Raw genomic sequence first — 25995 nt, 5'->3', positions numbered from 1 at the left:
GAACTTCTAAATTTCGAGACAATTATTTAACCAAAACTTAACATAAATGAAAAAAAAGACACTCATATCAAGCACAAAATATGTATTGGTATTGTTGTTTTTATTGAGTAATGTTACTGCATTTTCCCAGAAAAAGAAACAAAAAGAAACAAAAACAGAAACTACTAAAGACACAATTGCAAAAACCAAAGGTTATGCTGAATTACTAAAAAAAGGATCCTTGAAAAAGGGGCTTTTTAACGTTATTCAGGTAAAGACCGACATTTATTTCGAAATCCCCGACAGTTTGATGGGGCGGGAATTTCTGGTGGTAAATAAATTGTCTCAGGTTCCGATGCAGGTGAATGAGGCTGGATTAAACAAAGGAATGAATTACGAAAACAAAGTAATCTCGTTCTATAAAGATACCGTTGCCAAAAAGGTATGGGTAAAATCGTCACTTCCAAAAGTTTCCTCTCCGGAAACGGATGCCATTACGGCATCGGTAAAGGATAACTTTTCCGAATCAATCATTGAAGTTTTTGATATCGAAACCAAAAACAGTGATTCCACCTCGGTAGTGATCAAAGTAAACAAAGTATTCGACGGAAAACAAAAAAGCTTTAACGATGTACTGAGTAACATCGGATTTGGCGGATCGGTCAAATCGGATCTGTCGTATATCGAAGCTGTTAAAACCTTTCCGGGTAATATTGTTGTAAAATCGCAATTAACGACCTCTGTAAGTGAAGGCGGACCTGCTTTATCCGTAACTTTAGGGGTGACTAGCAATATTGTTTTGTTGGATAAAGTCCCGATGAAGCCCCGTTTTCTGGATAAGCGAATCGGGTACTTTACCGAAAAACACTGGTATTTTAATGACAACCAGCATGCGATGGTTGAGAAAGAATTAATTACGCGATGGCGATTGGAGCCGAAAAAAGAAGATGAAGCGCGTTATTTAAAAGGGGAGTTAGTAGAACCGAAAAAACCGATTGTATACTATATCGATCCGTCCACACCAAAACAGTGGCGTCAATATATTATAGACGGTGTTCATGACTGGCAGGCCGCTTTTGAGAGAGCCGGATTTAAAAATGCCGTAATCGCCAAAGAACCAACGGAAAGCGATACGGATTTTGACATTGATGACGTTCGTTATTCCGTTATCACGTATGCAGCTTCCCCAAAAGCAAATGCCATGGGACCATCGGTTGTGGATCCAAGAAGTGGTGAGATTATTGAAGCCGACATTATCTGGTGGCACAATGTAATGACCTCATTACACAGCTGGATGCGAATTCAAACGGGACCAATTGACCCGAAAGCCAGAGAGAACAAATTCAGCGATACTCATATGGGAGAAGCGATTCGTTTTGTATCCTCACACGAAGTGGGTCACACGTTTGGTTTAAAACACAATATGGGTGCTTCGTTTGCTTTTGAAGTGGATTCATTGCGTTCGAAAGTCTTTACCGAAAAAATGGGAGGAACCGCTCCATCGATCATGGATTATGCCCGTTACAATTATGTGGCACAACCGGAAGACGGTGTAACGGCAATCACCCCGAAAATTGGTGAATATGACAAATATGCTATTGAATGGGGGTATCGTTGGTATCCGAATGAATCGGAGGAAAAGACAAAGCTAAGTGCTTTGATTGGCAAACATCAGAACGATCCGATGTATTTCTACGGAGAGCAACAGGATGGTGGTGCCATTATCGATCCGCGCTCACAGTCGGAAGATTTAGGAAACGATGCTGTTAAAGCAAGCGAATATGGATTGAAAAATCTGAAACGCGTTGTAGACAATATTTTAACCTGGACGTATGAAAAGGATGCTTCCTATTATGAAACCGGAAAACTGTATATCGGAACAATCGGTCAATGGCAATTATACAACCGTCATGTTTTAAACAATATCGGAGGTGTATACCTGAACACTACCGTTCACGGTGATCACAAATCCAGTTATGTTCCGGTTTCGGCTACGATGCAACGTAAAGCAACCGATTATTTGCTTCGAAATGTGATTACAATTCCGCAATGGTTGTTTTTTAATCCGATCCTTGACAAAACCAATCCTTTAAAAGATTCTCCTGTGGGTCCCTACGAATACACACCGTATACCCTTTCGAGAGAATTACAATATGGAATACTATACGATCTGTTTAGCGACGAGCGTTTACTTCGTATGATTGAAAATGAGCTTTACCAGCGAAATGGCGCAAAAGACAAATTGTTTACCGTTAGTGATCTTTTTAAACGTGTTCATCAACAGGTATTCAGTGGTACAATTCAAAATAAATCACTATCGATCTTGGAACGTATGACACAGAAAAATTATGTAGATGTATTGATCGTTTCGACCAATAAATTATTCGAAAAGACAGATGCTAAAAAATTAATGTTTACCAAAACGCTGAACATGCCAATGCTTTGCAATCATGTTCATGAAGACCAGATGATACGGAACATTAATCAGTCATCATTAAAAAGAGTTACCGAAGTAACCTCTGAAAAGAAAGGAGAACTAAACAAGGTATTACAACTTTTAAAACTAAAGAAAAACACTGGAAATCTGGAAACCCGAAACCACTATTCGGATTTAATCAATCGAATTGAAAAAGCACTAAACAATCCTCTATAAACTAACAATTCAAAAATGAAAAGACTATTAATTTTAATGACACTCCTCCTCTCCCTTGCGGGATATTCCCAAGAGAGCAGGACGATTACAGGAAAGGTAATCGATGCACAGGACAAGTTACCAATGCCTGGCGTTTCGATTTATGTAGAAAATAAATCGATAGCCACCAAAACCGGTCAAAGCGGAATTATTGAAAGTACCGGCGTGGGTACGGTAACCGACATGGACGGTAATTTTAAACTGGAAATCACCAAAGATGTAAAAAGCCTGCGCGTTAGTTTTATAGGTTATGAATCCTACCTGATCGATTTGACTTCACAAAGCCACTATACTGTTAATCTGAAGTCCGATTTAAATCAATTACAGGAAGTAGTTGTAACCGGTTATCAAAAAATTGAAAAGCGTAAGCTAACCTCTGCTTTGGTAAAAGTAGATATGGAAAATATCCAACAAGCCGGTGTAGCCAGCGTCGACCAACTTTTAATAGGTCAGGTTGCCGGTGTAGCCATAACACCAGGTAACGGAGCACCGGGAGGCGCTGCAAAAATCCGAATCAGGGGAACGGCTTCACTATCCGGTCCTCAGGATCCGTTATGGGTATTGGATGGACTTCCATTAGAAGGGAACGATGCTCCAAAATTTAATGACAAAGAGAATATTGATCAACTAAATAATTTTTCAATTGCCGGTTTAAATCCGGATGATATTAAAGACATTACCATCCTAAAAGATGCTGCCGCTACCGCCATATATGGAGCGCGTGCTGCTAACGGAGTAATTGTAATTACAACCAAAAAAGGTAGAAAAGGACGTATGGCGGTTAATTTTACTGCCAATACATTCGTAACACAAAAGCCTGATTTTTCAAAGTTAAACCTGATGGATGCCAACCAAAAGGTTGATTTCGAACTCGGTTTGGCTAGTCGTCCGGAATTAACATACCGCGATGATAAAGGTGCTATTTCGCGTATTTTGAACACCAGTGGTGAGCTAGGTGCCTACCGTGCCGGTGGTTTTTCGGCTCTGACACCTGGAACACAGCAGGCGATCAATGCGTTACGTGCCAACCAAACCAACTGGGGTGATTTATTATACCGTACAGCTGTGAACCAACAATATGGATTGAGCTTGTCTGGTGGTGGTGAAAAATCGGATTACTATTTTTCATTAGGGTATTACGACGAAAAAGGAGCCACTATCGGAACCGGATTCGAACGTTATAACATTACCTTGAAAAACAATTATGAAGTATCGGATAAATTAAAAGTAGGCGTTGGCCTTTTCGGAACGCAGAGTAAAAACACCTCGTATATTTCCGATACAGATGCTTTTACCAACCCGGGAAATTATTCAAGAAATGCCAACCCGTATTTGTCACCATTGGATGCCGACGGTAACTATGTGTACGACAAAGATATTCAGGGTTATTCGGATCGTTATGTACCGTTTAACTTTCTGGAGGAGCGTAACAACACTTCCTATCAATTAAAAACGAGAGCGTTAAAAGCGATTTTCGATTTGGAATACAAGGTAACCGACGATTTAAAGTTAACCTCTCAAATCGGTTTACAAATGGACAATTCCGACACTGAAAAATATGCCGGTAAGGAAACGTATTTCACCCGTAAGGAACGTGAAAAAACGAGACGTTTTAAAAACGGAGGCTTTTATTATTTCCTTCCGGATGGTGGAATCATCCAGAATTGGGACACTGATTTTTTCCAGTATAACATTAAAACACAGTTAACCTATAACAAAACACTTGGCGAGAAACACGAACTGGATCTTTTGGTAGGTAACGAATTACGCAGAACATACAATACGAATATTTATTCCAGAGGCTACGGTTACAACCGTCAAACCGGAACAACATCACAAATCCTGTTCCCGGACCAATCATTAGCAGATAGCCCTGAATACAAAACATACGCCAGAACCCATAACGAAAATGCCTTTGCATCGTTTTATGCTACGGCATCCTATACCTACGACAGAAAATATACTGTTTTCGGAAGTGTACGTTATGATGGTTCCGACTTATTTGGTGTAGATCCGAAGTATAAATATTTACCATTATGGTCTATTTCCGGATCATGGTTGGCTTCGGAAGAAAGCTTCCTGAAAGACAATGTTCCGACGATCAGCAACCTTCGTTTTAGAGGTTCTTATGGTCTACAAGGAAATATCGACAAAAACACCTCGCCATTTGTAGTAGGAAACTACGGAAATGTGAGTATTCTTCCGGGACAAACGGAACAAACTATTGTCGTAACGAGTCCGCCAAACAGTAAATTACGTTGGGAAAAAACCGAAAACGTAAACGTTGGTTTCGATTTAGGCGTATTGAAAAACCGTATCAGCGTGGCCGCCGACATGTATGGACGTAAGAGTACCGACCTTTTAGGCGTACGTGCTTTACCGCTTGAAAACGGTTTCGAATATACCAATATGAACTGGGCTCAGGTTACCAATAAAGGTTATGAGATCTCATTAACCACAAAAAATATTGACAACCAGAATTTCAAATGGACGACCAATTTCAATTTAGCACACAACAAAAGTAATATCGACCGTATAGAAGTACGTGCCAACAGTTATTTACCATCCGGTGAAGGTTATCCGGTAAATGCCGTATTTGCATTGAAAACCGCAGGAATCGACGCCAATGGTTACCCTCAGTTTGTAGGTAGCGACGGGCAAGTGGTGAGTGCTATAGAGTTCTTCCAGTTATACGATCCGTATGCCGATATTATACCAGGTGAATTAGCGCAATCCCGTTTAACCGAGAATGCAGATAAATTCAGAAGTTTATTCTCCTATGTAGGAGATCGTGATCCAAAATACACCGGAGGTTTGATCAACACATTTAAAATTAAAAACTTTGATGTAACGGTTTCGGCCGCGTTCAACTTAAAACAAACGGTAGTAAAAACACCGCCCTACAACGGAACACAGCTTGACAGAGGTCAGAACTATACTACTGATGTCCTGAATGCCTGGTCACCAACCAATACCGGTTCAAATTTACCAGGTATCGTTGGAAAAGGAGATCCGTTTACCGACAACTCCTGGATGGCCTATCAATGGTTTTCAAGTAGTAACCCAATAAACACCTATGCGTTATTGGATACCTGGGTAGAAGAAATGAGTTATATGCGAATCAGCAGTATCCGTTTGGGATATTCCCTACCGAAAACGGTTACGGATAAAATGAATATTCAGAATGTACGTTTTAGTGTGGAAGGAAGAAACCTGTTTGTGATCAGTTCGGATTACAAAGGTTATTTTGATCCGGAAACCTTTGGTAACATCTATGCACAACCCATCCCCAGATCGGTAACGTTAGGGTTAAACGTAACTTTTTAAAATTAAGATCATGAAAAAACTATCAAAATATATCGTTCTGGCTTTAGCGGCAATCGGGATGACCAGTTGCGATGATTATCTGGATATCAAACCGGAAGGAAAAGTAATCCCGGAAACACTTCAGGATTTCAGAGCCGTGATGACCCGTGCTTATGGTGTATATCCACAACACAAATCACTCACAACTTTACGAGGTGACGAATTGTCCTTAAACGAGTTTGACGATCAGTTGGCCTATATCAAAGATATTTATATCTGGAAAGATGCGAATCCCGATCCGGTTACGACAAGTTTTCAATGGGCACAATTGTATAATGCTATTTTCTATACCAATGTGGTAATCAACGACGGTAGTTCCAAAATTCCAACATCCGATGAAAAAAATCAGTTATTAGGAGAAGCGCACGCGTTAAGAGCTCTTACTTATTTTGATCTGGTAAACCTTTTTGGCAAACCGTATAATGTGGCGACTTCGGGTTCCGATCGTGGCGTTCCGTTGGCATTACAAGTAGATTTGGAGCAGGATTTTATTCCGGAAAGCGTAGCGAATGTTTACAATCAGATTTTATCGGATATTGAACAGGCTAAAGGTTTATTAAACCAGCCGACACAAACCACCGGTTTAAACTATCGTTTTTCGAAAGCGGCTATTTATGCTTTGGAAGCGCGTGTGCGTTTGTATCGCAACGAATGGCAAAATGCTTTGGATGCAGCCAATACGGCACTGACCTATAAAAACCAGTTGGTTGATTTGAACACCACTGCTGTTCTTCCAAACAAATACAACACGGTTGAATCGGTTATGGCGTTGGAAGATAATTTTATCAACTCGCTAAAAAATGCCTCATTTGCATCAACCGATCTGATCGGAACCTTTAATCAAACAGGTGATTTACGTTTCCCGTTATATTTTCAGGCATCAGGCAGTCGTTTCAAATTCCTCAAAGGTGGTGAACAAGAACAGAAATGTACCTTCAGAACGGCAGAACTTTATCTGATTAAGGCGGAAGCACTTGTAAAATCAGGTGATTTGTCACAAGCGAAAGCAACCCTACTGACATTGGCGCAGAAACGTTATACACCGGCTGCTTATACGCCATTAGAGACACAGGTTAATGCGATGGCGGCAGATGCTTTTACCAGCTACCTGTATGAAGAAAGAAGACGAGAACTAACTGTTGAAGGCCACAGATGGTTCGACCTTCGAAGAGTAAACCAAAAACAGATTATACACCAGCTGGATGGAGAGAATTATACTCTGGTTCAAAACGATCCGAGGTATACTATTCCGTATCCGAAAAACGCACAGTTAAATAATCCAAATTTATAATTTCAAGAGGTCCCGGCAATAAACCGGGACTTTTTTTTACTTTTACATAAAAAAGTAAAAATGAAGATTGCTATTGTTGAGGATGAACACCTTGCTTCCGGTTATCTGAAAACCATTTTAGAACGACAGGAGATCCTTTCGATATCAGACATTACCATTCTCCCCTCCGTAAAAGAGGCCATTGCTTTTTTTAAGGAAAACACCGTTGATCTTGTTTTTATGGACATCCATTTAGGCGACGGTAAAAGTCTTGACATCTTTGAGACGATTTCCATTCCTAGTCCTATCATCTTCGTTACCGCTTATGATGCTTATGCGATCAAAGTGTTTAAACATTTTACGATCGACTATCTCCTTAAACCTTTTGAAGAGGCGGAATTACTGGAAGCCCTTTCCAAATACAAAAAAATAAAAAGTGCTTTCGATATTAACCAAACCGTACAATCGTTGGCAACTATCGAAGATAAAAGTACCGATCCGTATCAAAAACGCTTTCTGGTAAATCACGGTTATCGCTTTATCTCGATCAACGATTCCGATATCAGTTCATTTATGGGCTCTGGAAAACACCTGTTTATTTTTACAACAAACGGGACAAGTTTTTTATATGATGACACGATCAAGGATATTATCGGCAAATTAAATCCGGAGTTTTTCTTTAAAGTAAACCGGAAATATATCTTACACCGTTCGGCGATTAAAGAAGTTATCCGTCATTCCAGTCAAAAAGTGGAAATTGTAGTCGATGCTACCATCAAAGACAGTGCCCCGATATTGGTTAGCAAAAACGAAATCAATGCTTTTAAAAAGTGGTTGGATCAATAAAGATGAATCCTACTCCAATTAAAGTACAACCTGAATATCCGGATTGATTTTCAGTAACTGATTTAGAAAAGCATTTCTTTCTTTTGGTGAAATGATCACACTTTTCTTGCCCTGATATTTAATTTCGATACGATCGGTAATCGAATTGGCCGGAGCGCTCAGTATACTATCGGTTTTGGTAACCGAAACAATATCGGAAACCGCAATTTTTATATGCACCAGAAAACCCGATTTCACCACTAAAGTTGTATCGGTGATGATATATTTGGTCTGCCGCATCAGATAGGCTATAAAAATCCCGACAGCTAGAAGTATCAGCAAACCAGGCCACGCTCCTTTAGAAATAAAAACCATACCGGGTATGAGCAATGACATCGCCAGTATGAGTATAATTCCGGAATCTATTTTCGATCGGTAGACATTCATGTTATAAAGGTAGCTTTTTTTTCATTTCCTCCACTATATTATAGGCTGCCGGACATATGGCCACATTTTTTAGTGTCAGATTGGCAATTTGCTGGAATTTTTTTCGATCCGTATGCGGAAATTCCCGGCACGCTTTTGGCCGGACATCATAAATCATACAATAATTCTCATGATCCAGAAACGTACACGGCACACTTTGCAAAACATAATCGTTATCCTCATCGATGCGCAGGTACTTTTCGATAAACTGTTGCGGTTTTAAGCGAAAGTGTTTCGCAATTCGCTCCACATCAGCCAACGTAAACAAAGGCCCGGTCGTTTTACAGCAATTCGCACATTTCAGACAATCCGTTTTGCGGAATTCGGCATCGTGCAAATCCTGCATCACATAGTCCAGATTTTTGGGCGGCTTCTTTTTCAGCTTATCGAAATACTTTTTATTTTCGTTATGCTTATCTTTGGCAAGCTTAGGTAGATTTTTTATAACATTGTCCATATCGGAGATCATTCACCTGGCAAATAAACAAATAACCATTATAAGATACAAACTAAATAATGAAAGACCTTATTGGAAAAGCCATTCTGGATTATCAGACAAACAATGCGCCGGAAGACATTATTACCGAAACATCGATGACAGAAGCCGACAGTATGTCTGTAGCTTATTTATTCCGCGGTTATGAGGATATGCCTGGTATTGAACAAAAAGCATTACAGTTGGTCAAAGGAAAAATATTGGATGTAGGTTGTGGTGCCGGAAGTCACAGTTTGTACTTACAGGAAAAAGGATTGGACATCACGGCAATCGACATATCCGAAAATGCCGTGGAAGCTTGTCGGCTAAGAGGCTTGCAAAACGTATCGGTTCAGGACGTCATGACACTATCCGAAACGACACAATACGATACGATTTTATTGTTGATGAACGGTACCGGATTGTGTGGCAAACTCAATCGTGTGGCCAGCTTTTTACAAAAACTAAAATCCCTTTTAACGGCAAACGGACAAATCCTGATCGATAGTTCCGATATTATTTATATGTTTGACGAAGATGAGGACGGAGGCAAATGGATTCCGTCGGACATGGAATATTATGGCGAACTGGTTTTCCAGGTGCGTTATAAAGGCCAACAAGAGGATGCTTTTGACTGGGTTTATATCGATTACAACACCTTACAAAATGCGGCGCATGCCAATGGCTTACAATGTGAGCTGGTCAAAGAAGGAGAACATTACGACTATCTCGCCCGACTGACACATCTTAAATTATAACATAAAAAAAGAGCCCGAATATGGGCTCTTTTTTGTTTTATATAGGAATAAAAATACCGTTATTATTGCATGTATTTCATCATCATACCTTGTAGTGAACTTCCCCACTCCTGACTAGCCGCCATGTTTTTCTCTGCGATTACACCAGCTTTATCAGTCATTTTTTTACCTACCGGTGTTTCATAGAATTTCAAGATTTGCTTGATATCGTCATGAGAATACTCTTCCATATATACCTTAGCGATTTTATCATATAAAGACGGTAAAGAAGCATCAAATTCAATCAGGAAAGCAGCTTGTTTTTCCTTTGGAATCATTTTCAGGATCTGGTCTTTAGCCAATTTCATCTGACTTGCCGAACCGGTTACTTCAATTACCTTTAATACGTCTTTTTTGAAGGCCTCATTGGTTTGTGCCATTCCGATTTGCGCTGCAAGTACCAAGGCAAATGTTAAAACTATTTTTTTCATCGTTTTTTAATTAATTAATGGTCGATAAATATAAGTCTTTTTATGGAATATTCAAATATTTATGCGTTTGCAGCGAAACCCTCCATTTTGGATTATTCATCACATAATCGACAATTAAAGGCGTCATTTCTTCCTTTTTACTCCACTCCGGTTGCAGGAACAATATGGCCTTATCGTTTACTTTGGCTGCCTGTTCTTCGGCAAATAAAAAGTCGTGTTTATTATGAATAATCATCTTTAATTCATGCGCCTGCGCATACACATCTTCCTGAGGCAATTTTGTCTTTTTTGGAGACAAACAAATCCAATCCCAGGTTCCGGATAGCGGATAAGCTCCCGAAGTCTCAATATGAACTCTAAGATCCTGCTCTTTTAATTTCGCCGTTAACGGTTCCATATTCCAGGTTAACGGTTCTCCACCGGTAATCACAACGGTTTCTGCATATTTTTTAGCATTGGCTACAATCAGATCCGTTTCGGTTGGCGGATGCAATTCGGCATTCCAGCTTTCCTTTACATCACACCAGTGGCATCCTACGTCACAACCACCTATTCGGATAAAATAAGCCGCCGTTCCGGTGTGATATCCTTCCCCCTGAATGGTGTAAAATTCCTCCATTAAAGGCAACATCTCACCTTTTTCTACCGCTAATTGAATTTCTTTTTTCAGCATTTTTTCTAAAATAGTCTGCAAAGATACGGATTTTGCTTTTTTATCGCTGTAAAACATAAAAAGCTTATTCAGAATTAACTAAAGTTTATCAATTGACTGAAACACAAAATAAAAAGCCGATGAAAATTCATCGGCTTCTCTACTATAACAAACGGTTGTTATTACAATTTTTTCAAGGTATCGGTAGCGTATTTGTTACCTGGTTCCAATACTAATAACTCCTTAAGGTTTTCTATAGCTTTGGCTTTTTCACCATTGTTGGCATAGTAGGCTCCAACATACGTATAGGCTTCGATCAGGTTGTTTTTAGCTTTTTCCGTTTCTCCTTTTTCTTTTACAATTTTAACATATTGCTCGTATGATGAAACCATTACTTTTTTAGATTCCGGCGTATCCATCACACGGTTTACTTTGGCTTTGTATAAGTGTGCATCCTGAGTTGTTGGCGAAGCTGCAATTACATTTGTAAAGGCTGCATCTGCTTTTACCAACTCGTCTTTTGGCGATGTTTTCTCATCATAATCAAAGTATAGTGCATATCCTAAATAGAAGTTATCATACAGGAAGTTTTTCGATTTTTGGTTTTTAACCGCCACTTCGAAGATTTTTCCGGCTTCTCTATAGAATTTCTCTTTGAAAAGTTTTAATCCGATTTCGTTTAATTCAGTAGCAATAACAGGATCTTTTTCAACCGCTTTGTTAAGCTCTTCTATTCCCTGATCGTACATTCCTTTTTCATATTTTCCATCTGCTCCTTTAGACAAAGCGATTTTAGCCAAACCTAAATACAGGTAATCTCTGGCGATAATTTTCTTCGCTTCCACTTTAGAAATATACTCATTTAAAGCTTTCACACTTTCCTGGTGGTTTCCATTTTCGTGAGCCGAGTATCCTAAATAACGTAAGATTCTAGGATTTACTTTGTCTAACTGTTGCATTTTTTTGGCTTCCGCTTCCAAAGCTTTATAATCTTTTGCTAAAATCAGGAAGTCGGCATGACGCATACGAGACTCTAACGAATAATCGGTCAAGCTCATATATTTCTCATAGTACTCCAATGCTTTTTTCACATAAGCATTATAGTTTGATGTTTCACTAGCACCCCAGTGGTAATACGTTTCCGCTAATTCTCTGTAAACCGGACCATAATTAGGATTTGTAGCCACGATTTCGTTGAATGATTTTACTGCTTCCGGGAATGCTTTTGCATTTTTAGTGATCACCGCCAATTTGATTTTAGCCATCAACAAGGTGTTATCATAATCGTAGGCGTTACGATAAGCGCTATACGCTTCGTTGGTATTACGTTCTCCGTAATACGCATCACCCAGACTTAAATACGCCTGCGCGGATTTTGGATCAACAACTAAAACTTTTTTCAGGTTTTCAACTGCTTTTTTATAATCCGGTCTTTCCGATTTTGTATAGGCTCTACCGATTAATAAAAATTCTTCGGTATCTTTCTTTTTAATATCTTTTGTGGCTTTGGCAAAATTAGCTTCCGCCCCAAAACCATCACCGTTATCCAGGTTAATTTCTCCCAGACCGATGTAGTTGATAGCACCTTTATCTTTGGCTGCCAAACCTTTTTCAAAGAAAATTTTAGCGGAGTCGGTCGCTTGTTCGTTAAGATATAAATCTCCAAGATAGAAAAAGTTTCTACCATTATTTGGATCCGACACTACTAACGATTTTAATATCTTTTTTGCTTTTTCATACTGCTCTGCATCAACTGCTTTTTTCGCCTGCTCCAAATCCTGTGCAAAAGTGGCTGTACCAATCACAGACAGTAACAAACTAAAAACTTTTACATTCTTCATTTTTATAGTCTTATTTATTATTATTTGGTTTTCTAAATTTAATTACGCACCTGGATTTCCCTTGTTGGCATAATAGCGGGTACCAGTCCAGACTTTAGCATAATGCGTTGACCTTTCTGCCCTGCTACAAAAGAGGCAAACCCCATGCCTAAACCGGTTGTTCCCTGAAAATTTAACATATATAATTTTCGGGTAACCGGGTATTCTCCAGTTGCAATGTTATTTTGTGTTGGTTTAAAGAACTTATTATTCTTAAGTTTATTGTTATTTACCCCTAAAACTTTAACATTTAAAACGGCATTTTGCAATTCCCGTGGCGTTTGTAACAACCAGTTAACGCCAATAACACCAACCGCATCGCTATGGTCGGCGATATAATTGAGTAATTCTCCGTTTGATTTTAGTGAGAAAACGCCATTTGCAGGCAATTCTTTTACTCCGGCAAATTCTTTTAGCGTTCTAACCGTACTGGAATTGGCATTATCAAACACCAGGTTTTTGATTTTTGTGGACTTTTTCCCCAACATCACGGACACAATTTCCTCAGTTGTAATCGTCGAATCGGCCTGTTTGGCATTTACAATAAACGCCACGGCATCGGTTCCGATTTCGGTAATACGGGGAATAATTTGTTTGCTTCTGAAATTTTTCAATTCCAGCGAATCCAGAGTTCGGGGTAAAACGACGATCTGGGATTTCTGCTGGTAAATGGATTGTAGTATTTCGGTCTCCGTTTTTTGTTCCAGCGTTAGTTTTGCCCGATCGTATTCATTTTGAAAAAGTATTGCTTCGTCATCAATAATCGGAAAGATGGTTTCCTCAACCAGAACCGTTGCTTTACCGGATACCGGAGTTTCATCAAATTCCTCGGTCGCAGCTTCTGATTTTTTACATCCCATCTGGATAGCAAGCAAGCTAATCCCGAAAAGTAATCCCAATCTAAAAATATTCTTTTTCATAAAGAAAATCAACTCAATTTTGAATAAGGTTAGCTACAAAGTTAGTCCTTTTTTACTAGTACCGAAATTGAAGTTGCTAAATTAAAGTTATAATTTACTTAATTATCATCCTGTTGTAATAGCCTAACAAAACGAATTGCGGCATAAACAATCAGTATCACGGCCAATATAACCCTATTCCTGTATGGTAGCTCCACCGGCATTGATTTCCAGATGATCAGTGTTGCAGCCATAAAAAGATACAAACACAGGAAGACAAGTCCTAAAACAAACAGAAATCGCTGTTTAGGCGATTTCTGTCTAAAATTTTGATATATATTCATAGAAAATTATTATTCTCCTACTTGAATTGTAATTGGTAAGTTATACGCTACACGAACAGCTCTACCATTCTGAACTCCCGGTTTCCACTTAGGAGCGTTTTGTAACATACGAATTGCTTCTTTACCCATTCCGTAACCCGGATCTCTCAGCACTTTAATATCGGTTAAGCTACCGTCTTTTTCTACAACGAAACCAACAATAACCCGCAATACTTTCACGCCTTCGTCTACCTCCGGTGATCTAAAGTTTTTCTGAACGTATTTGTTGAATCCGGCCATACCTCCTGGGAATTCCGGCGCCACTTCTACGGCCATATATACTTTGTTCGGGTTTTCTTCTACGATATCAGAACCTTTCGGTCCTTCTCCGGATGGTTTATCGATATTGATATCCCCGGCTTCTTTATCCCCTTTGATATTCTTTTGTCCAGGGTCGGCCGTTTCCAGGTCTTTTACCGTTGGCGGATCTTCATCACGAACCAATTTTTTATCCACAACCTTTGGTGGTGGGAATTTCACCTGATCGTTAATCGATTTTGGTGGTTCCGGCGGTGGTGGTGGTAATACCGGTTCATCTTTTGGTGGAGGTGGCAATAAAGCCGTCTCGATCACCTTGTCCAGCTTCTCCTCTTTTTTGCTACTAAGTGTATCGGAAAGATATCTGGTAACCAAAGGAGCGCTAACCGCAGAACCGAACAACAAAATCCCGATAGCCAGAGCTCTTGTTGTGGTTTTAGGGTTTTCTGAACGTAACTGATAGGCACCGTAAGCCTTGTTTCGGCCTTCGAAAACCATATCAATCCACCCTTTTTTAAATATGTTTAATCTTGACATAATTTCGTTTTTTAAAATTAGCGCAAAGGAATTAATTCATTCCTTCTTTGTCTAACATTTTAAGTTCTTCAGGTGTAATATCCACAATTGCATAAGTCGGAACCGAAGTAATTGCCATTTCATCCAAAATATCCACTAAGTTTTTATAGTTGGATTTTTCTGTTGGTTTGATTACTACGATCAGACCTTTTTTCGGATCAGCTCCGTAGATTCCTTTAACTTTCTCAATCTGATCTAAAATCACCTTACGAATTCCTTCTTTTCCAAAACCAGCTGCTGTTGGCCCTTCAAGAGGCGAACCCGGCTGACCTTTAAACCATAAGATTTTATTGTCTTTTCCGATCAAAATCGTTAACGAACGATCATCAGGAACTGTTAATTCAACATTATCCTTTTTATCTGGATCTTTATCCGGCATTGCCAAATTCATTGACTGAGGTTTTGACAACGAAGTCGTTAACATAAAGAAAGTAATCAATAAGAATGCCAAATCCACCATCGCTGTCAAATCGACACCGGCGTCTTGTTTTTTACTTCTTACTTTCTTGCCTTTACCGTCACCGCCGCCTGTATTTAATTCTGCCATTTCTACAGTTTCTTTTTAAATTAAAAATCTTCGCTTCTCAAACCGGTAACCAGGAAAAACCTGTTTACTTTTTGTTTCTGTAGAATATCGATTACCCTTTTTACGGTTGGATATTCTTCTTTCGCATCACCTTTGATAGCAATCTTAAGCTCGGCATTGTTTAACTCTTTTGTCGCTAAACGGGCTGCAAGTAACCACTCTCTTAATTGATTGTCGGTCGAATCATACGGAATACCTGGTTGAAGACCTTCTTTATTACGCTCTTCTCCGGTTAAAGCCAATAATTGCTTTAAACTACCAACTGGCACTCCAAATCCATCTACAAGAGAGAATTGTTTTTTCTCCTTGTCTGAAAATTCTATATTGTATTTTTCACCTATCTTTTCCAAAGTCAGAATTCTGATATCCTTACCTACTACTCCGAAGAATACTTTTTCCTTACCTACGGTGATGGTTGCCAAATCGGAATCCGGCAATTTTGTTTGTACCGTAGAAGCAGGCGTATCTACCGGAAGTGGCTCAGGAAGCTTTGCTGTAGATGTCATTACAAAGAAAGACAAGAGTAGGAACGCCACGTCACACATCGCGGTCATGTCGATCCTAGTGCTCTTCTTTTTCATTTTTGCTTTAGCCATTCTCTATTAGAATTATAATTGCAGTCAAAACAATTGACCTTTTCACTGCAACTGATTATTAAATTAACTCTTTACTCAATTATGCGTTGTTACGCGCTTTGAAACGTCTGTAAGTTTGCGTGATTGCAAAACCAGCCTCGTCGATAGAGTAAGTTAATTTATCAATCTTAGATGTAAAGATGTTGTAAGAGATAATCGCTAAAGTAGACGTACCAATACCAGTAGCCGTGTTGATAAGTGCTTCCGAGATACCTGTTGCTAATGCTGCCTGATCCGGCGCACCTGCTGCAGCTAATCCAGAGAACGCTTTAATCATACCCGATACCGTTCCCAATAGACCCATTAACGTACCGATAGATACTAAAGTCGCGATAATTGTTAAGTTTTTCTCTAACATTGGCATTTCCAATGAAGTAGCTTCTTCGATTTCTTTCTGGATTGTTTCAGTAGCTTTTTCGCTATCAAATCCTTCTTTTTTAACTTCTTGGTATTTCGTTAAACCAGCTCTAACTACGTTAGCTACTGATCCTTGTTGTGTATCACATTCTGCGATAGCTTCTTCAATTTTACCTTGGTTGATTAACCCCTGTACATTTTTAACGAAAGATTCGATATTCCCTTTACCAGCTGCTTTAGAGATAACGAAGAAACGTTCGATTGAAAATACTACAGTCATCAAAAACAATCCCATTAACACAGGAACGATGTATCCACCTTTGAATACCATTCCTAGATAGTTTCCGGGTAGTGGATGACCATTAGGATCACCATTAACAAAGTTTGATGGATGACCCATTACGAATTTCCAAATCAAAATTCCGATTACGATACAGATTACGATAGCGAAACCTGCAAATAAACTTGATCCGTTAGAGCTAGCTCCCTTCCCAACATTTTCGTTAGATACTTTTGTCATTTTTTTTAATTTTTAGTTTTTTGATTTTATTATAACTACCTTCTTACAAAATGAATATTTTCGCCTTATAAGATTCGCAAATTTATGTTTTTAGAGTAAATAAAAAAATAAAAAGCATTTTTTTTAAGCACGTACAACAAATTATTTAACAATGAGTATACTTTTCTTTTTAAATTCCCAAACAACTATTAACATAACTTTAAATTAATAACGCTTTATTGTTACTATTATTCTTTCAGTATTGTTATCTTTTACTGTTTTTTTATAATAAAGCCGTAATTTCATCATCATAAAGCCATAAACAGGAACAAAATGGTTTTGTATATTTGTAATAAGTCAATTTCGTAATACTATTGCTACAATCAACATGACAGCTACCAAATTTTCAGAATCCATACGTACTGGATACGACTGTAAAGGAGAACATATCATACTGGGAGGCGCCCTTCTAAATGGTGAAGGCGTTCCGGATACACTGATAAAAATCCCATTAAAAACCATCAACCGCCACGGATTGATCGCCGGTGCTACCGGAACCGGAAAAACCAAGACCATACAAGTACTTTCCGAACAATTATCTCAAAACGGAATTCCCGTAGTGATGATGGATATCAAAGGTGACTTTAGTGGTATCGCTATGCCCGGTGAAGTAAAACCTTTTATTACCGAACGCCATGAAAAAATGGGCATTCCTTACGAAACCAAAGCGTTTCCGGTAGAATTACTCACCTTATCCAAACAAGACGGTGTTCGTTTACGGGCTACAGTTTCCGAATTCGGACCAGTACTATTCTCCCGTATTCTGGATTTAAACGATACCCAAAGCGGTGTGGTTTCCGTTATTTTTAAATATTGTGATGATCATCAGATACCTTTATTGGATCTGAAAGATTTTAAAAAGTTGCTACAATATGCTACTGAGGAAGGTAAAGCCGAATTCGAAAAGGAATACGGTCGGATTTCAACGGCTTCTACCGGTTCCATTTTACGAAAAATCATTGAACTGGAACAACAAGGTGCCGATATTTTCTTTGGGGAATTGTCGTTTGACATCAACGATCTGATGCGAATCGACAGCAACGGGAATGGCTATATCAACATCATCCGACTTACTGATATACAGGATAAACCCAAGCTTTTTTCGACTTTTATGCTTTGTTTATTAGCCGAAATCTACAGTCAGATGCCGGAACAAGGCGATAGCGGACGTCCGGAGCTTGTTATTTTTATTGACGAAGCCCACTTAATATTTGATCAGGCCAGCAAAGCCTTATTGGATCAGATTGAAACCATCGTAAAACTAATCCGTTCCAAAGGAATTGGGATTTACTTTATCACCCAAAATCCGACCGATGTTCCGAATGGCGTTTTGGCGCAATTGGGTCTTAAAATACAACATGCCTTACGTGCCTTTACCGCCAACGACCGTAAAGCGATTAAAATGACTGCTGAAAATTATCCGCTTTCTGAGTTTTACAAAACCGACGAAGTAATCACGCAATTGGGAATTGGTGAAGCTTTGGTTACCGCTTTAAACGAAAAAGGGATTCCAACTCCATTGGCCGCTTGTATGATGCGCGCACCGATGAGTCGTATGGACATTCTGACTCAAAGTGAGATCGATACGATCAACAACAATTCGAAACTGGTTAAAAAATATCAGGAAACAATTGACCGCGAGAGCGCTTATGAAATCCTGAACAAAAAAATCGAAACCGCTCAGGAAGCCGCTGTTCAGGAACAGCAACGCAAGACCGAAGCAAAAGAAGCGCAGCGTTCGGAACCGCGTCAGGGTTCGGCTATGAACCCGATCGTAAAAGTACTAACAAGCGCCACTTTTATACGAGGTGCTTTTGGCATCCTTTCCAAAATACTTAACAAATAACCATGAAAGGCTATCTAACTATAGGATTATTAATTCTCTCCAATATTTTTATGACTCTGGCCTGGTATGGTCATTTAAAATTTAAAGAATTGAAATGGTTTGAAAATGCCGGATTGATCACCATTGTATTGATCAGTTGGGGATTGGCGCTTTTTGAATATATGTTCCAGGTTCCGGCCAATAAAATTGGGTTTCAGGGTAACGGTGGACCGTTTAGTCTGATGCAATTAAAAGTAATTCAGGAAGTCATCACACTTGTCATATTCGTGATTTTCTCCCTGCTGTTCTTTAAAAACGAAACGTTCCGCTGGAACCATGCCGTTGGTTTTTGCTTTCTGATACTGGCTGTATATTTTATCTTTAAAAAATAACCGATTATGAAAAAATATCAAATCCAAAGCGCTCCGTTTATAGTTCCCACGACAGACGGTAAGCATATTGAAGAACATCACGGTAAAATCGCTACCGGCAATACCGAAATTTCGATTGCCCGTATGATCGCACCGCCACATTGGAGCGAACCGTTCCAGACACCCGAATTTGACGAATACACTTATATCATTACAGGCAAAAAACAATTTATCATCGAAGGTGATACAATTATTCTGGAAGCAGGTCAATCGATCCGAATTGAAAAAAATGCCCGAATCCAATATTCCAATCCGTTTGACGAGCCTTGCGAATACCTTTCGGTGTGCTTACCGGCTTTTACAATCGAAGCCGTACATCGTGAAGAATAAAATAGCACACCTGACAGGTTTTAAAAACCTCTCAGGTGTAACTAATAAAAAGGGTTACTCTAGAATAAAGTAACCCTTTTTATATTACGACTGTTGTAACAGTTCTAAAATTTTCTTTTCGACTTCTTCCGTTTCCCATTGGGTTTCGATACCCGGAATTTTCATGATCTCTTCCATTATGGCATTCTGATGATTTCCAATTGCCAATGCTTCCGAATACGGTCGGTAGCTAAACGTTACCCGATCATATAACGGCAACCATTTTTCCGGATGTTTTAACGCAAACCACTTTTCGATTTTCTTTTGTAGCAGGAATTTTTCATCGGCCGTTTTCGTACTCATTTCCATAAAATTACGGTACGACAATTCGGCAATAGCATCGGCATTAGGCTTACGAATTACCTGATATTCTTTAAAAATAGTCTCCCAATCATCTCCAAACTGCTCCATCAATCCGGCTAAACAGGTAATATCTTCAAAACCGGCATTCATCCCTTGTCCGTAAAACGGTACAATAGCATGTGCCGCATCACCGATTAACGCGACTTTATCGCCATACGTCCACGGATAACACCGCATGGTTACCAAGGAACTGGTAGGATTTTTAAAGAAATCATTAACCAACTCCGGGATTACCTGTAAGGTATCCGGGAAATATTGCTGAAAGAACCCTTCCACTGCTTCCCTGTCGTGAAGCGCTTCAAAGGAATTTTCTCCTTCAAATGGCATAAATAAAGTACAGGTAAAACTTCCGTCCATATTCGGCAAAGCGATCAACATAAAAGCCCCGCGCGGCCATATATGAAACGAATTTTTATCGAGTTTATGTGTCCCGTCCGGATTGGCGGGTATATTTAATTCTTTATAACCGGTGTCGAGAAAATCCTGAGAATAATCAAAACGGTTTTGGCGTTGCATGCGGTGACGTACTCTCGAAAAAGCACCATCAGCACCGAAAACTTTATCGTATTTCAGTTCTTCCCAGGCCCCTTTTTCGGTTTCGCCGATATGAAGTGTCGCATCGGCCAGTGTTACATCCCAGATTTTCTTTTCAAAAAAGAACTCCACGCCGACTTCTTCAGCCAGTGTCAGCATCAAACGGTTTAATCCGCCTCTTGAAATCGAATAAATACTTTCGCCATCAATTCCGTAAGGCTGATAGGCCAGCTCTTTATCTACCAGATGTATCGCTCTTTTATCCATCGGAATGGCTACTTCCCGAATACGATCTCCTATTCCTGCGCCATCCAGTGCTTTCCAACCTCTGTGTGACATCGCCAAATTGATTGATCGGCCGGAAAAGGCTATTTTCCGAACATCCGGGCTTCTATCATAAACGTGAACAACATGTCCCGCTTTTCTCAGATATATTCCCAATAATGTTCCTACCAAGCCAGAGCCAACAATGGCTATACGTTGCTGCGTTTGCATGAAATCTGTTGTAAATAATTGGCGTAAAAATACTTAATAAATAAAGAACCACAGCCGTTTTATACTGATTTTATTATAATTTTCACTTTTACCGGAAACCCAAATTCCACCCTTTCACAAAATCTTTAAAAAACAACAAGAACCTTAATTTTTTATTAAATTTTAAACATTTTCGAATAAATAGTATTATTTTTAAGATAACAACTTAAAAACTATTTATTATGAAAGATTTAGTCTGGTTAATTATAGTTGTCTTACTACTGGGATGGCTGGTTGGTTATTTCGGTTTTCGGGAAGCTGTTGGCAGTTTCATCCATATTTTATTAATACTGGCCGTTATTGGTATTTTATACCGATTGGCGACCGGCAAAAAACTATAAAAACAAAAAATCCCCGAATGGGGATTTTTTTATCGGTTGAATTTTATTTTTTGTCCGACGTTTCGTTTTTGCGATTTAGCCAGAACACCACACATATGAAACAACATTCTTGCTCCAACATTTCCGTCCCAGTCATCATCACCCGGAGCGACTTCCACCAGGTCAAAACCAATGATTTCTTTATTCGTTTCCGCCAATCGGCTTAACAAATAAGCTGCCTGCTCAAACGAGAATCCTCCCGGTACCGGTGTTCCCGTATTCGGGCAATACCATGGATACATACCGTCGATATCAAAGGAAATACACACTTTTTCCGGCAAGGATGCAATGATATCATCACATTGCTGCGCCCAGGTTTTCCCTTCAAACGTTTCGGCTTTCAAGTCCATATCGGTATGTACCAATACGCGGTTTCCTTCTTTTTGAGCCACTTCGACTTCCTGTTCGCAGAAATCGCGGATGCCAACCTGAACAATTTTAGAAACCTGCGGAATTTGCAATGTATTATACATAATCGAAGCATGCGAATAAGTAAACCCTTCGTAGGCAATTCGCAAATCCATATGTGCATCCAAATGCAGAATACCAAAACTTTCGTGTTGTGATGCCAACGCCTCATAGTATCCTAACGGTGTACTGTGATCACCGCCAAGTAAAACCACTTTTTTACCTTGTTTCATCCAATGTAAAACACGGTCTTTCACCTCGTTTTTCAAGTCTTTACACACCTTATTGATCTTATCCAAATCCGATTGTAAAGCCGGGAATGTTGCAACATCTTCACCTGCTTCCAATGCTTCGATAATCGGTTGCGCCAGACTTTTATATTTTGCGGAATTCGTCGCCCAGTGTTCCGGCGCTTCATCCATATATATTCCTAATTTCCACAATTCCGGAAACTCCTGATGTTGTAAATCTACCTGAAAAGAAGCGTCTAAAATGGCATTCGGTCCTTCAGAAGTTCCCGCTCCGTAGCTCACGGTAACTTCCCACGGCACCGGTACAATTATAATCTCACTTTCTTCGGCAGTAAAGGGTAATCCAAATACACTTGCATCGGCCAATCCCGGTTGTGACGGATCAAAACTTTCTATTTTTTGCTGTTTGTTCATTTTACTTTTTATAATGGTACGTTTACAACTAATGTGTACAAAGATAGTAGCATTAGCAGAATTCAGAAAAAAATATTTCCAAAAAAAAGACCAGAGATTTCCGGTCTTTTTAGATTTTATAACTATTTGCTTTTATTCAAAATTCCTTCGCGTAAAATTTGTCCAAATTCATACATGTCTTCGAACGAACAATAGAACGGTACCGGAGCCAAACGGATCACATTCGGTTCCCGCCAGTCGGTGATCACGCCATTTTTCATCAGATAATCAAAAAGTGCTCTTCCTTCACCATGTAAAAACACCGACAACTGACACGCTCTTTGCGTCGGATCGGACGGTGTGATTACTTCGAATTCACTTTCCACTTCTTTATCCACTTCCTGAAGAATAAATTCCAGATAAGCCGTTAGCAAATCTCTTTTTTCGATTAGCTTGTCCATTCCTACTTCGGCAAACATTTCGACAGATGCCAAATACGGCGCCAACGAGATTACCGGTAAGTTACTAATTTGCCATCCATCGGCACCACGAACCGGATCGAATTGCGGCTCCATTTTAAAACGGCGCTCTTTATTATGTCCCCACCATCCGGCAAAACGTGGCAAGCTGGTATCGTTATGATGCATTTCGTGGATAAAACAACCGGAAGCATTTCCCGGTCCGGAGTTCATATATTTATAACTACACCAAGCCGCAAAATCAACATTCCAGTCGTGTAATTGTAATTTAATATTTCCCGCTGCATGCGCCAGATCCCAACCTACATACGCGCCATATTTATGACCCGCTTCGGTAATCGTTTTCATATCAAAAACCTGTCCGGTATAATAATTCACTCCACCAATCAACACCAAAGCCAACTCATCACCTACCTCATCGATCTTCGCCAACACATCTTCCAGGCGGATATTGTGCTCCCCTTCTCTGCGTTTGATTTCCACGATGGTATCTTTTGGATCCAAGCCATGAAAATGCACCTGACTTTGGAACATGTATTGATCACTTGGAAATGCTTTTTCCTCGCAAATGATTTTATATTTTTTAGCTGTTGGTCGGTAAAACGTTACCATCAACAAATGCAGATTTACTGTTAGGGTATTCATTACCGTCACCTCGCTTGGTTTGGCTCCCACCACCGTACTTAAAGGCGCGGCAAAACGTTCGTGATAATCCCACCACGGTTTGTCAGCATAAAAATGACCTTCTACCGCCAGATTTCCCCAATCGTCCATGATCTCATCCACATAGGCTTTGGTTCTTTTAGGTTGTAATCCCAAAGAATTACCGGTAAAATAGATTACCTGTTTTCCATTTACCTTCGGAAAAATAAATTCGCTTCGATACTTTGCCAATACATCTTTTTCATCCAGCTGTCTCGCAAATTCACGTGTATTTTGAAATGTCATTGTTTATTATTTTGGTTTCGCGTAAAAATAAGAAAAAATAAATTTTTGCGTTTGTTATTACAATACAGATATTTCATACATTTATAACAATTAAATATTTTTTAGTGATGAAAAACAATGTTAATTCCCTTATTATAGGAATAGCGGTTGTTCTGGCAGCGTTCCTGTTTTCCAACGCCTTTAAAAACAGAAACCAAAGCAACGACACCATTAGTGTAACCGGGCTTGGCAAAAAAGATTTTGTATCGGATCTGATTGTATGGAGCAGTTCTTTTTCCAAAAAGAATATGAACCTCAAAGAGGCTTATGCCGCACTCGATAAAGATCGCGAAATCATTAAATCGTATCTGATTTCAAAAGGAATTCCGGAAAGTAATATTGTTTTTTCGGCGGTTAACATCAATAAGGATTTCGAATATACCTATGACGGTAACGGCAATACGCGCCAACAGATTTTTACCGGTTTTTCACTTTCTCAGAATGTGCAAATCGAAAGTAAGGAAGTTGATAAAGTAGAAGGTATTTCCCGTGAGGTAACCGAATTGATCAACTCTGGTGTGGAATTGTATTCCAATCCACCGGAATATTATTACACCAAACTGGCGGAACTAAAACTGGAAATGATTGCCGAGGCGACCAAAGATGCGAATGCACGTGCTCAGAAAATTGCCGAAAATGCCGATGCCAAACTGGGCAATCTAAAAAAATCGGATATGGGTGTTTTCCAAATCATTGCACAAAACTCATCGGAAGAATACTCCTGGGGCGGTTCGTTTAATACGGCTTCTAAAAAGAAAACCGCTAATATTACCATGAAATTGGTCTATCAGGTTCGATAATTCCTGTAAAGCCATAAAAAAAGCGTTCCTCGGAACGCTTTTTTTATGGCTTTACAGGATTAACATCGCATCACCGTAAGAATAGAATTTGTATTTTTCTTTAACCGCCTCTTCATAGGCTTTTTTCATTAAATCGTGACCACAGAAAGCCGAGATCATCATTAATAAGGTTGACTTTGGTGTATGGAAATTGGTAATCATACAATCGGCTACGCTAAAGTCGTAAGGAGGGAAAATAAATTTATTGGTCCATCCTTCGTACGGGTTTAATGTTTTGGCCGACGAAACCGAACTTTCCATGGCACGCATGGTCGTTGTTCCGACAGCACATACTTTTTTCTTGTTCGATTTTGCTTTGTTTACGATTTCGCAAGCCTCTTCGGTAATACGCAATTCTTCCGAATCCATTTTGTGTTTGGACAAATCTTCCACCTCAACCGGGTTAAAAGTTCCCAAACCTACGTGTAATGTAATTTCGGCAAAATTAATTCCTTTGATTTCCAAACGCTTCATCAAGTGTTTAGAAAAGTGTAATCCAGCCGTTGGAGCCGCTACAGCACCTTCTTCTTTCGCATAGATCGTCTGGTATCGTTCGGCATCTTCCGGCGTTACGGCACGGTTGATGTATTTCGGAATTGGCGTTTCCCCTAATTCCAACAATTTTGCTCTGAACTCCTCGTAAGAACCGTCGTAAAGAAAACGAAGTGTTCTTCCTCTGGAAGTGGTATTATCAATAACTTCCGCTACTAACGAATCGTCATCGCCGAAATATAATTTATTACCAATACGGATTTTACGAGCCGGATCTACCAATACATCCCACAAACGTTGTTCCGCATTTAATTCTCGTAACAAAAACACCTCAATTCTCGCTCCTGTTTTTTCTTTATTTCCATACAGACGCGCCGGAAAAACCTTGGTATTATTCAGCACCATTACATCACCTTCTTCAAAATAATCCAGGATATCTTTAAAAAGTTTATGCTCGATGGTTTGCGTTTTTCTGTTGACAACCATCAAACGCGCTTCGTCTCTGTTTTCGGCAGGAAACTCTGCAAGCAATTCAGCCGGCAAATTGAAATTAAAATGAGATAACTTCATTGTACAAATTTTAAATTGAGTGCAAATATACTAT

24 protein-coding genes are annotated in these 25995 nt (G+C 39.4%); 10 read left to right on the top strand and 14 right to left on the bottom strand.

The features are described 5' to 3' along the window. Window positions 1–46: 46 nt before the first annotated feature. Genes ABFU83_RS00420 through ABFU83_RS00405 form a run of 4 tightly spaced genes read left to right on the top strand, consistent with a single transcriptional unit; the run spans window position 47 to window position 8153 of the window. Complete coding sequence (locus ABFU83_RS00420; RefSeq protein WP_347068036.1) at window positions 47–2632, top strand: zinc-dependent metalloprotease; 2586 nt, start codon at window positions 47–49, stop codon at window positions 2630–2632. 15 nt (window positions 2633–2647) lie between these two features. Continuing rightward, complete coding sequence (locus tag ABFU83_RS00415; protein WP_347068034.1) at window positions 2648–5998, top strand: SusC/RagA family TonB-linked outer membrane protein; 3351 nt, start codon at window positions 2648–2650, stop codon at window positions 5996–5998. A gap of 10 nt (window positions 5999–6008) precedes the next feature. Continuing rightward, the gene (locus ABFU83_RS00410) at window positions 6009–7328 is read left to right on the top strand and encodes a RagB/SusD family nutrient uptake outer membrane protein (RefSeq protein WP_347068032.1); all 1320 of its coding nucleotides are present in this window, start codon (window positions 6009–6011) and stop codon (window positions 7326–7328) included. Between the two features lie 60 nt (window positions 7329–7388). Next, window positions 7389–8153, top strand: coding sequence for a LytTR family DNA-binding domain-containing protein (locus ABFU83_RS00405; RefSeq protein WP_347068030.1), 765 nt, complete (start codon window positions 7389–7391; stop codon window positions 8151–8153). An 18-nt stretch (window positions 8154–8171) separates the two neighbouring features. Here the strand turns inward: ABFU83_RS00405 and ABFU83_RS00400 are convergent, their stop codons facing one another. Together ABFU83_RS00400 and ABFU83_RS00395 are read right to left on the bottom strand one after the other, a co-directional pair. Then, on the bottom strand, window positions 8172–8579 hold the full coding sequence (locus tag ABFU83_RS00400) for a PH domain-containing protein (protein WP_347068028.1): 408 nt from the start codon (window positions 8577–8579) through the stop codon (window positions 8172–8174). Between the two features lies 1 nt (window position 8580). Continuing rightward, entirely contained in the window at window positions 8581–9075 is a 495-nt protein-coding gene (locus ABFU83_RS00395) for a YkgJ family cysteine cluster protein (protein WP_347068026.1), read from the bottom strand. 59 nt (window positions 9076–9134) lie between these two features. On the opposite strand from ABFU83_RS00395, the gene ABFU83_RS00390 reads away from it, so the two are divergent. Further along, the gene (locus ABFU83_RS00390) at window positions 9135–9851 is read left to right on the top strand and encodes a class I SAM-dependent methyltransferase (protein WP_347068024.1); all 717 of its coding nucleotides are present in this window, start codon (window positions 9135–9137) and stop codon (window positions 9849–9851) included. A 62-nt stretch (window positions 9852–9913) separates the two neighbouring features. Here ABFU83_RS00390 and ABFU83_RS00385 read toward each other — a convergent pair whose 3' ends face one another. The 8 genes from ABFU83_RS00385 to ABFU83_RS00350 form a co-directional block, all read right to left on the bottom strand. Then, window positions 9914–10321 carry a DUF2059 domain-containing protein gene (locus tag ABFU83_RS00385; RefSeq protein ID WP_347068022.1) on the bottom strand — a complete coding sequence of 136 codons (408 nt, stop codon included), beginning with the start codon at window positions 10319–10321 and terminating at the stop codon, window positions 9914–9916. Window positions 10322–10361: 40 nt separating this feature from the next. Further along, window positions 10362–10994, bottom strand: a complete 633-nt coding sequence (locus ABFU83_RS00380) for a 7-carboxy-7-deazaguanine synthase QueE (RefSeq protein WP_347070186.1) — start codon at window positions 10992–10994, stop codon at window positions 10362–10364. A 161-nt stretch (window positions 10995–11155) separates the two neighbouring features. Further along, the gene (locus tag ABFU83_RS00375) at window positions 11156–12814 is read right to left on the bottom strand and encodes a tetratricopeptide repeat protein (protein WP_347068020.1); all 1659 of its coding nucleotides are present in this window, start codon (window positions 12812–12814) and stop codon (window positions 11156–11158) included. A gap of 38 nt (window positions 12815–12852) precedes the next feature. Beyond that, on the bottom strand, window positions 12853–13773 hold the full coding sequence (locus ABFU83_RS00370; RefSeq protein ID WP_347068018.1) for a substrate-binding domain-containing protein: 921 nt from the start codon (window positions 13771–13773) through the stop codon (window positions 12853–12855). A 332-nt stretch (window positions 13774–14105) separates the two neighbouring features. Then, complete coding sequence (locus ABFU83_RS00365; protein ID WP_300484734.1) at window positions 14106–14930, bottom strand: energy transducer TonB; 825 nt, start codon at window positions 14928–14930, stop codon at window positions 14106–14108. Window positions 14931–14961: 31 nt separating this feature from the next. Beyond that, window positions 14962–15516 (bottom strand): biopolymer transporter ExbD, encoded by a 555-nt coding sequence (locus ABFU83_RS00360; RefSeq protein ID WP_347068015.1) that lies wholly within the window; start codon window positions 15514–15516, stop codon window positions 14962–14964. 20 nt (window positions 15517–15536) lie between these two features. Continuing rightward, complete coding sequence (locus ABFU83_RS00355) at window positions 15537–16151, bottom strand: biopolymer transporter ExbD (protein WP_347068013.1); 615 nt, start codon at window positions 16149–16151, stop codon at window positions 15537–15539. 79 nt (window positions 16152–16230) lie between these two features. Continuing rightward, entirely contained in the window at window positions 16231–17067 is an 837-nt protein-coding gene (locus ABFU83_RS00350; protein ID WP_347068012.1) for a MotA/TolQ/ExbB proton channel family protein, read from the bottom strand. Between the two features lie 367 nt (window positions 17068–17434). Between ABFU83_RS00350 and ABFU83_RS00345 the strand changes: the two genes are divergently transcribed. Genes ABFU83_RS00345 through ABFU83_RS00335 form a run of 3 tightly spaced genes read left to right on the top strand, consistent with a single transcriptional unit; the run spans window position 17435 to window position 19692 of the window. Then, complete coding sequence (locus ABFU83_RS00345; protein WP_347068010.1) at window positions 17435–18952, top strand: helicase HerA-like domain-containing protein; 1518 nt, start codon at window positions 17435–17437, stop codon at window positions 18950–18952. A 2-nt stretch (window positions 18953–18954) separates the two neighbouring features. Beyond that, entirely contained in the window at window positions 18955–19323 is a 369-nt protein-coding gene (locus ABFU83_RS00340; protein WP_136403604.1) for a DMT family protein, read from the top strand. Window positions 19324–19329: 6 nt separating this feature from the next. Continuing rightward, on the top strand, window positions 19330–19692 hold the full coding sequence (locus ABFU83_RS00335) for a cupin domain-containing protein (protein WP_347068007.1): 363 nt from the start codon (window positions 19330–19332) through the stop codon (window positions 19690–19692). An 84-nt stretch (window positions 19693–19776) separates the two neighbouring features. Here the strand turns inward: ABFU83_RS00335 and ABFU83_RS00330 are convergent, their stop codons facing one another. Then, entirely contained in the window at window positions 19777–21123 is a 1347-nt protein-coding gene (locus ABFU83_RS00330; protein ID WP_347068005.1) for an NAD(P)/FAD-dependent oxidoreductase, read from the bottom strand. Window positions 21124–21344: 221 nt separating this feature from the next. On the opposite strand from ABFU83_RS00330, the gene ABFU83_RS00325 reads away from it, so the two are divergent. Further along, a complete protein-coding gene (locus tag ABFU83_RS00325; RefSeq protein ID WP_347068003.1) occupies window positions 21345–21503 on the top strand; it encodes a lmo0937 family membrane protein in 159 nt (52 codons plus the stop codon). A 29-nt stretch (window positions 21504–21532) separates the two neighbouring features. Here the strand turns inward: ABFU83_RS00325 and ABFU83_RS00320 are convergent, their stop codons facing one another. Both ABFU83_RS00320 and kynU read right to left on the bottom strand, forming a co-directional pair. Beyond that, window positions 21533–22615, bottom strand: coding sequence for an agmatinase family protein (locus ABFU83_RS00320; protein WP_136403608.1), 1083 nt, complete (start codon window positions 22613–22615; stop codon window positions 21533–21535). Between the two features lie 122 nt (window positions 22616–22737). Next, entirely contained in the window at window positions 22738–24021 is a 1284-nt protein-coding gene (kynU, locus tag ABFU83_RS00315; protein ID WP_347068002.1) for a kynureninase, read from the bottom strand. Window positions 24022–24128: 107 nt separating this feature from the next. On the opposite strand from kynU, the gene ABFU83_RS00310 reads away from it, so the two are divergent. Next, window positions 24129–24860 carry an SIMPL domain-containing protein gene (locus ABFU83_RS00310; protein ID WP_347068000.1) on the top strand — a complete coding sequence of 244 codons (732 nt, stop codon included), beginning with the start codon at window positions 24129–24131 and terminating at the stop codon, window positions 24858–24860. A gap of 51 nt (window positions 24861–24911) precedes the next feature. On the opposite strand, the gene queA is transcribed toward ABFU83_RS00310, so the two are convergent. Then, entirely contained in the window at window positions 24912–25961 is a 1050-nt protein-coding gene (queA, locus tag ABFU83_RS00305) for a tRNA preQ1(34) S-adenosylmethionine ribosyltransferase-isomerase QueA (RefSeq protein ID WP_347067999.1), read from the bottom strand. Window positions 25962–25995 lie beyond the last annotated feature (34 nt).

Source organism: Flavobacterium sp. WV_118_3, from assembly GCF_039778605.1.
Taxonomy (GTDB): Bacteria; Bacteroidota; Bacteroidia; order Flavobacteriales; family Flavobacteriaceae; genus Flavobacterium.
This window is presented reverse-complemented; position numbering and strand designations above follow the sequence as displayed.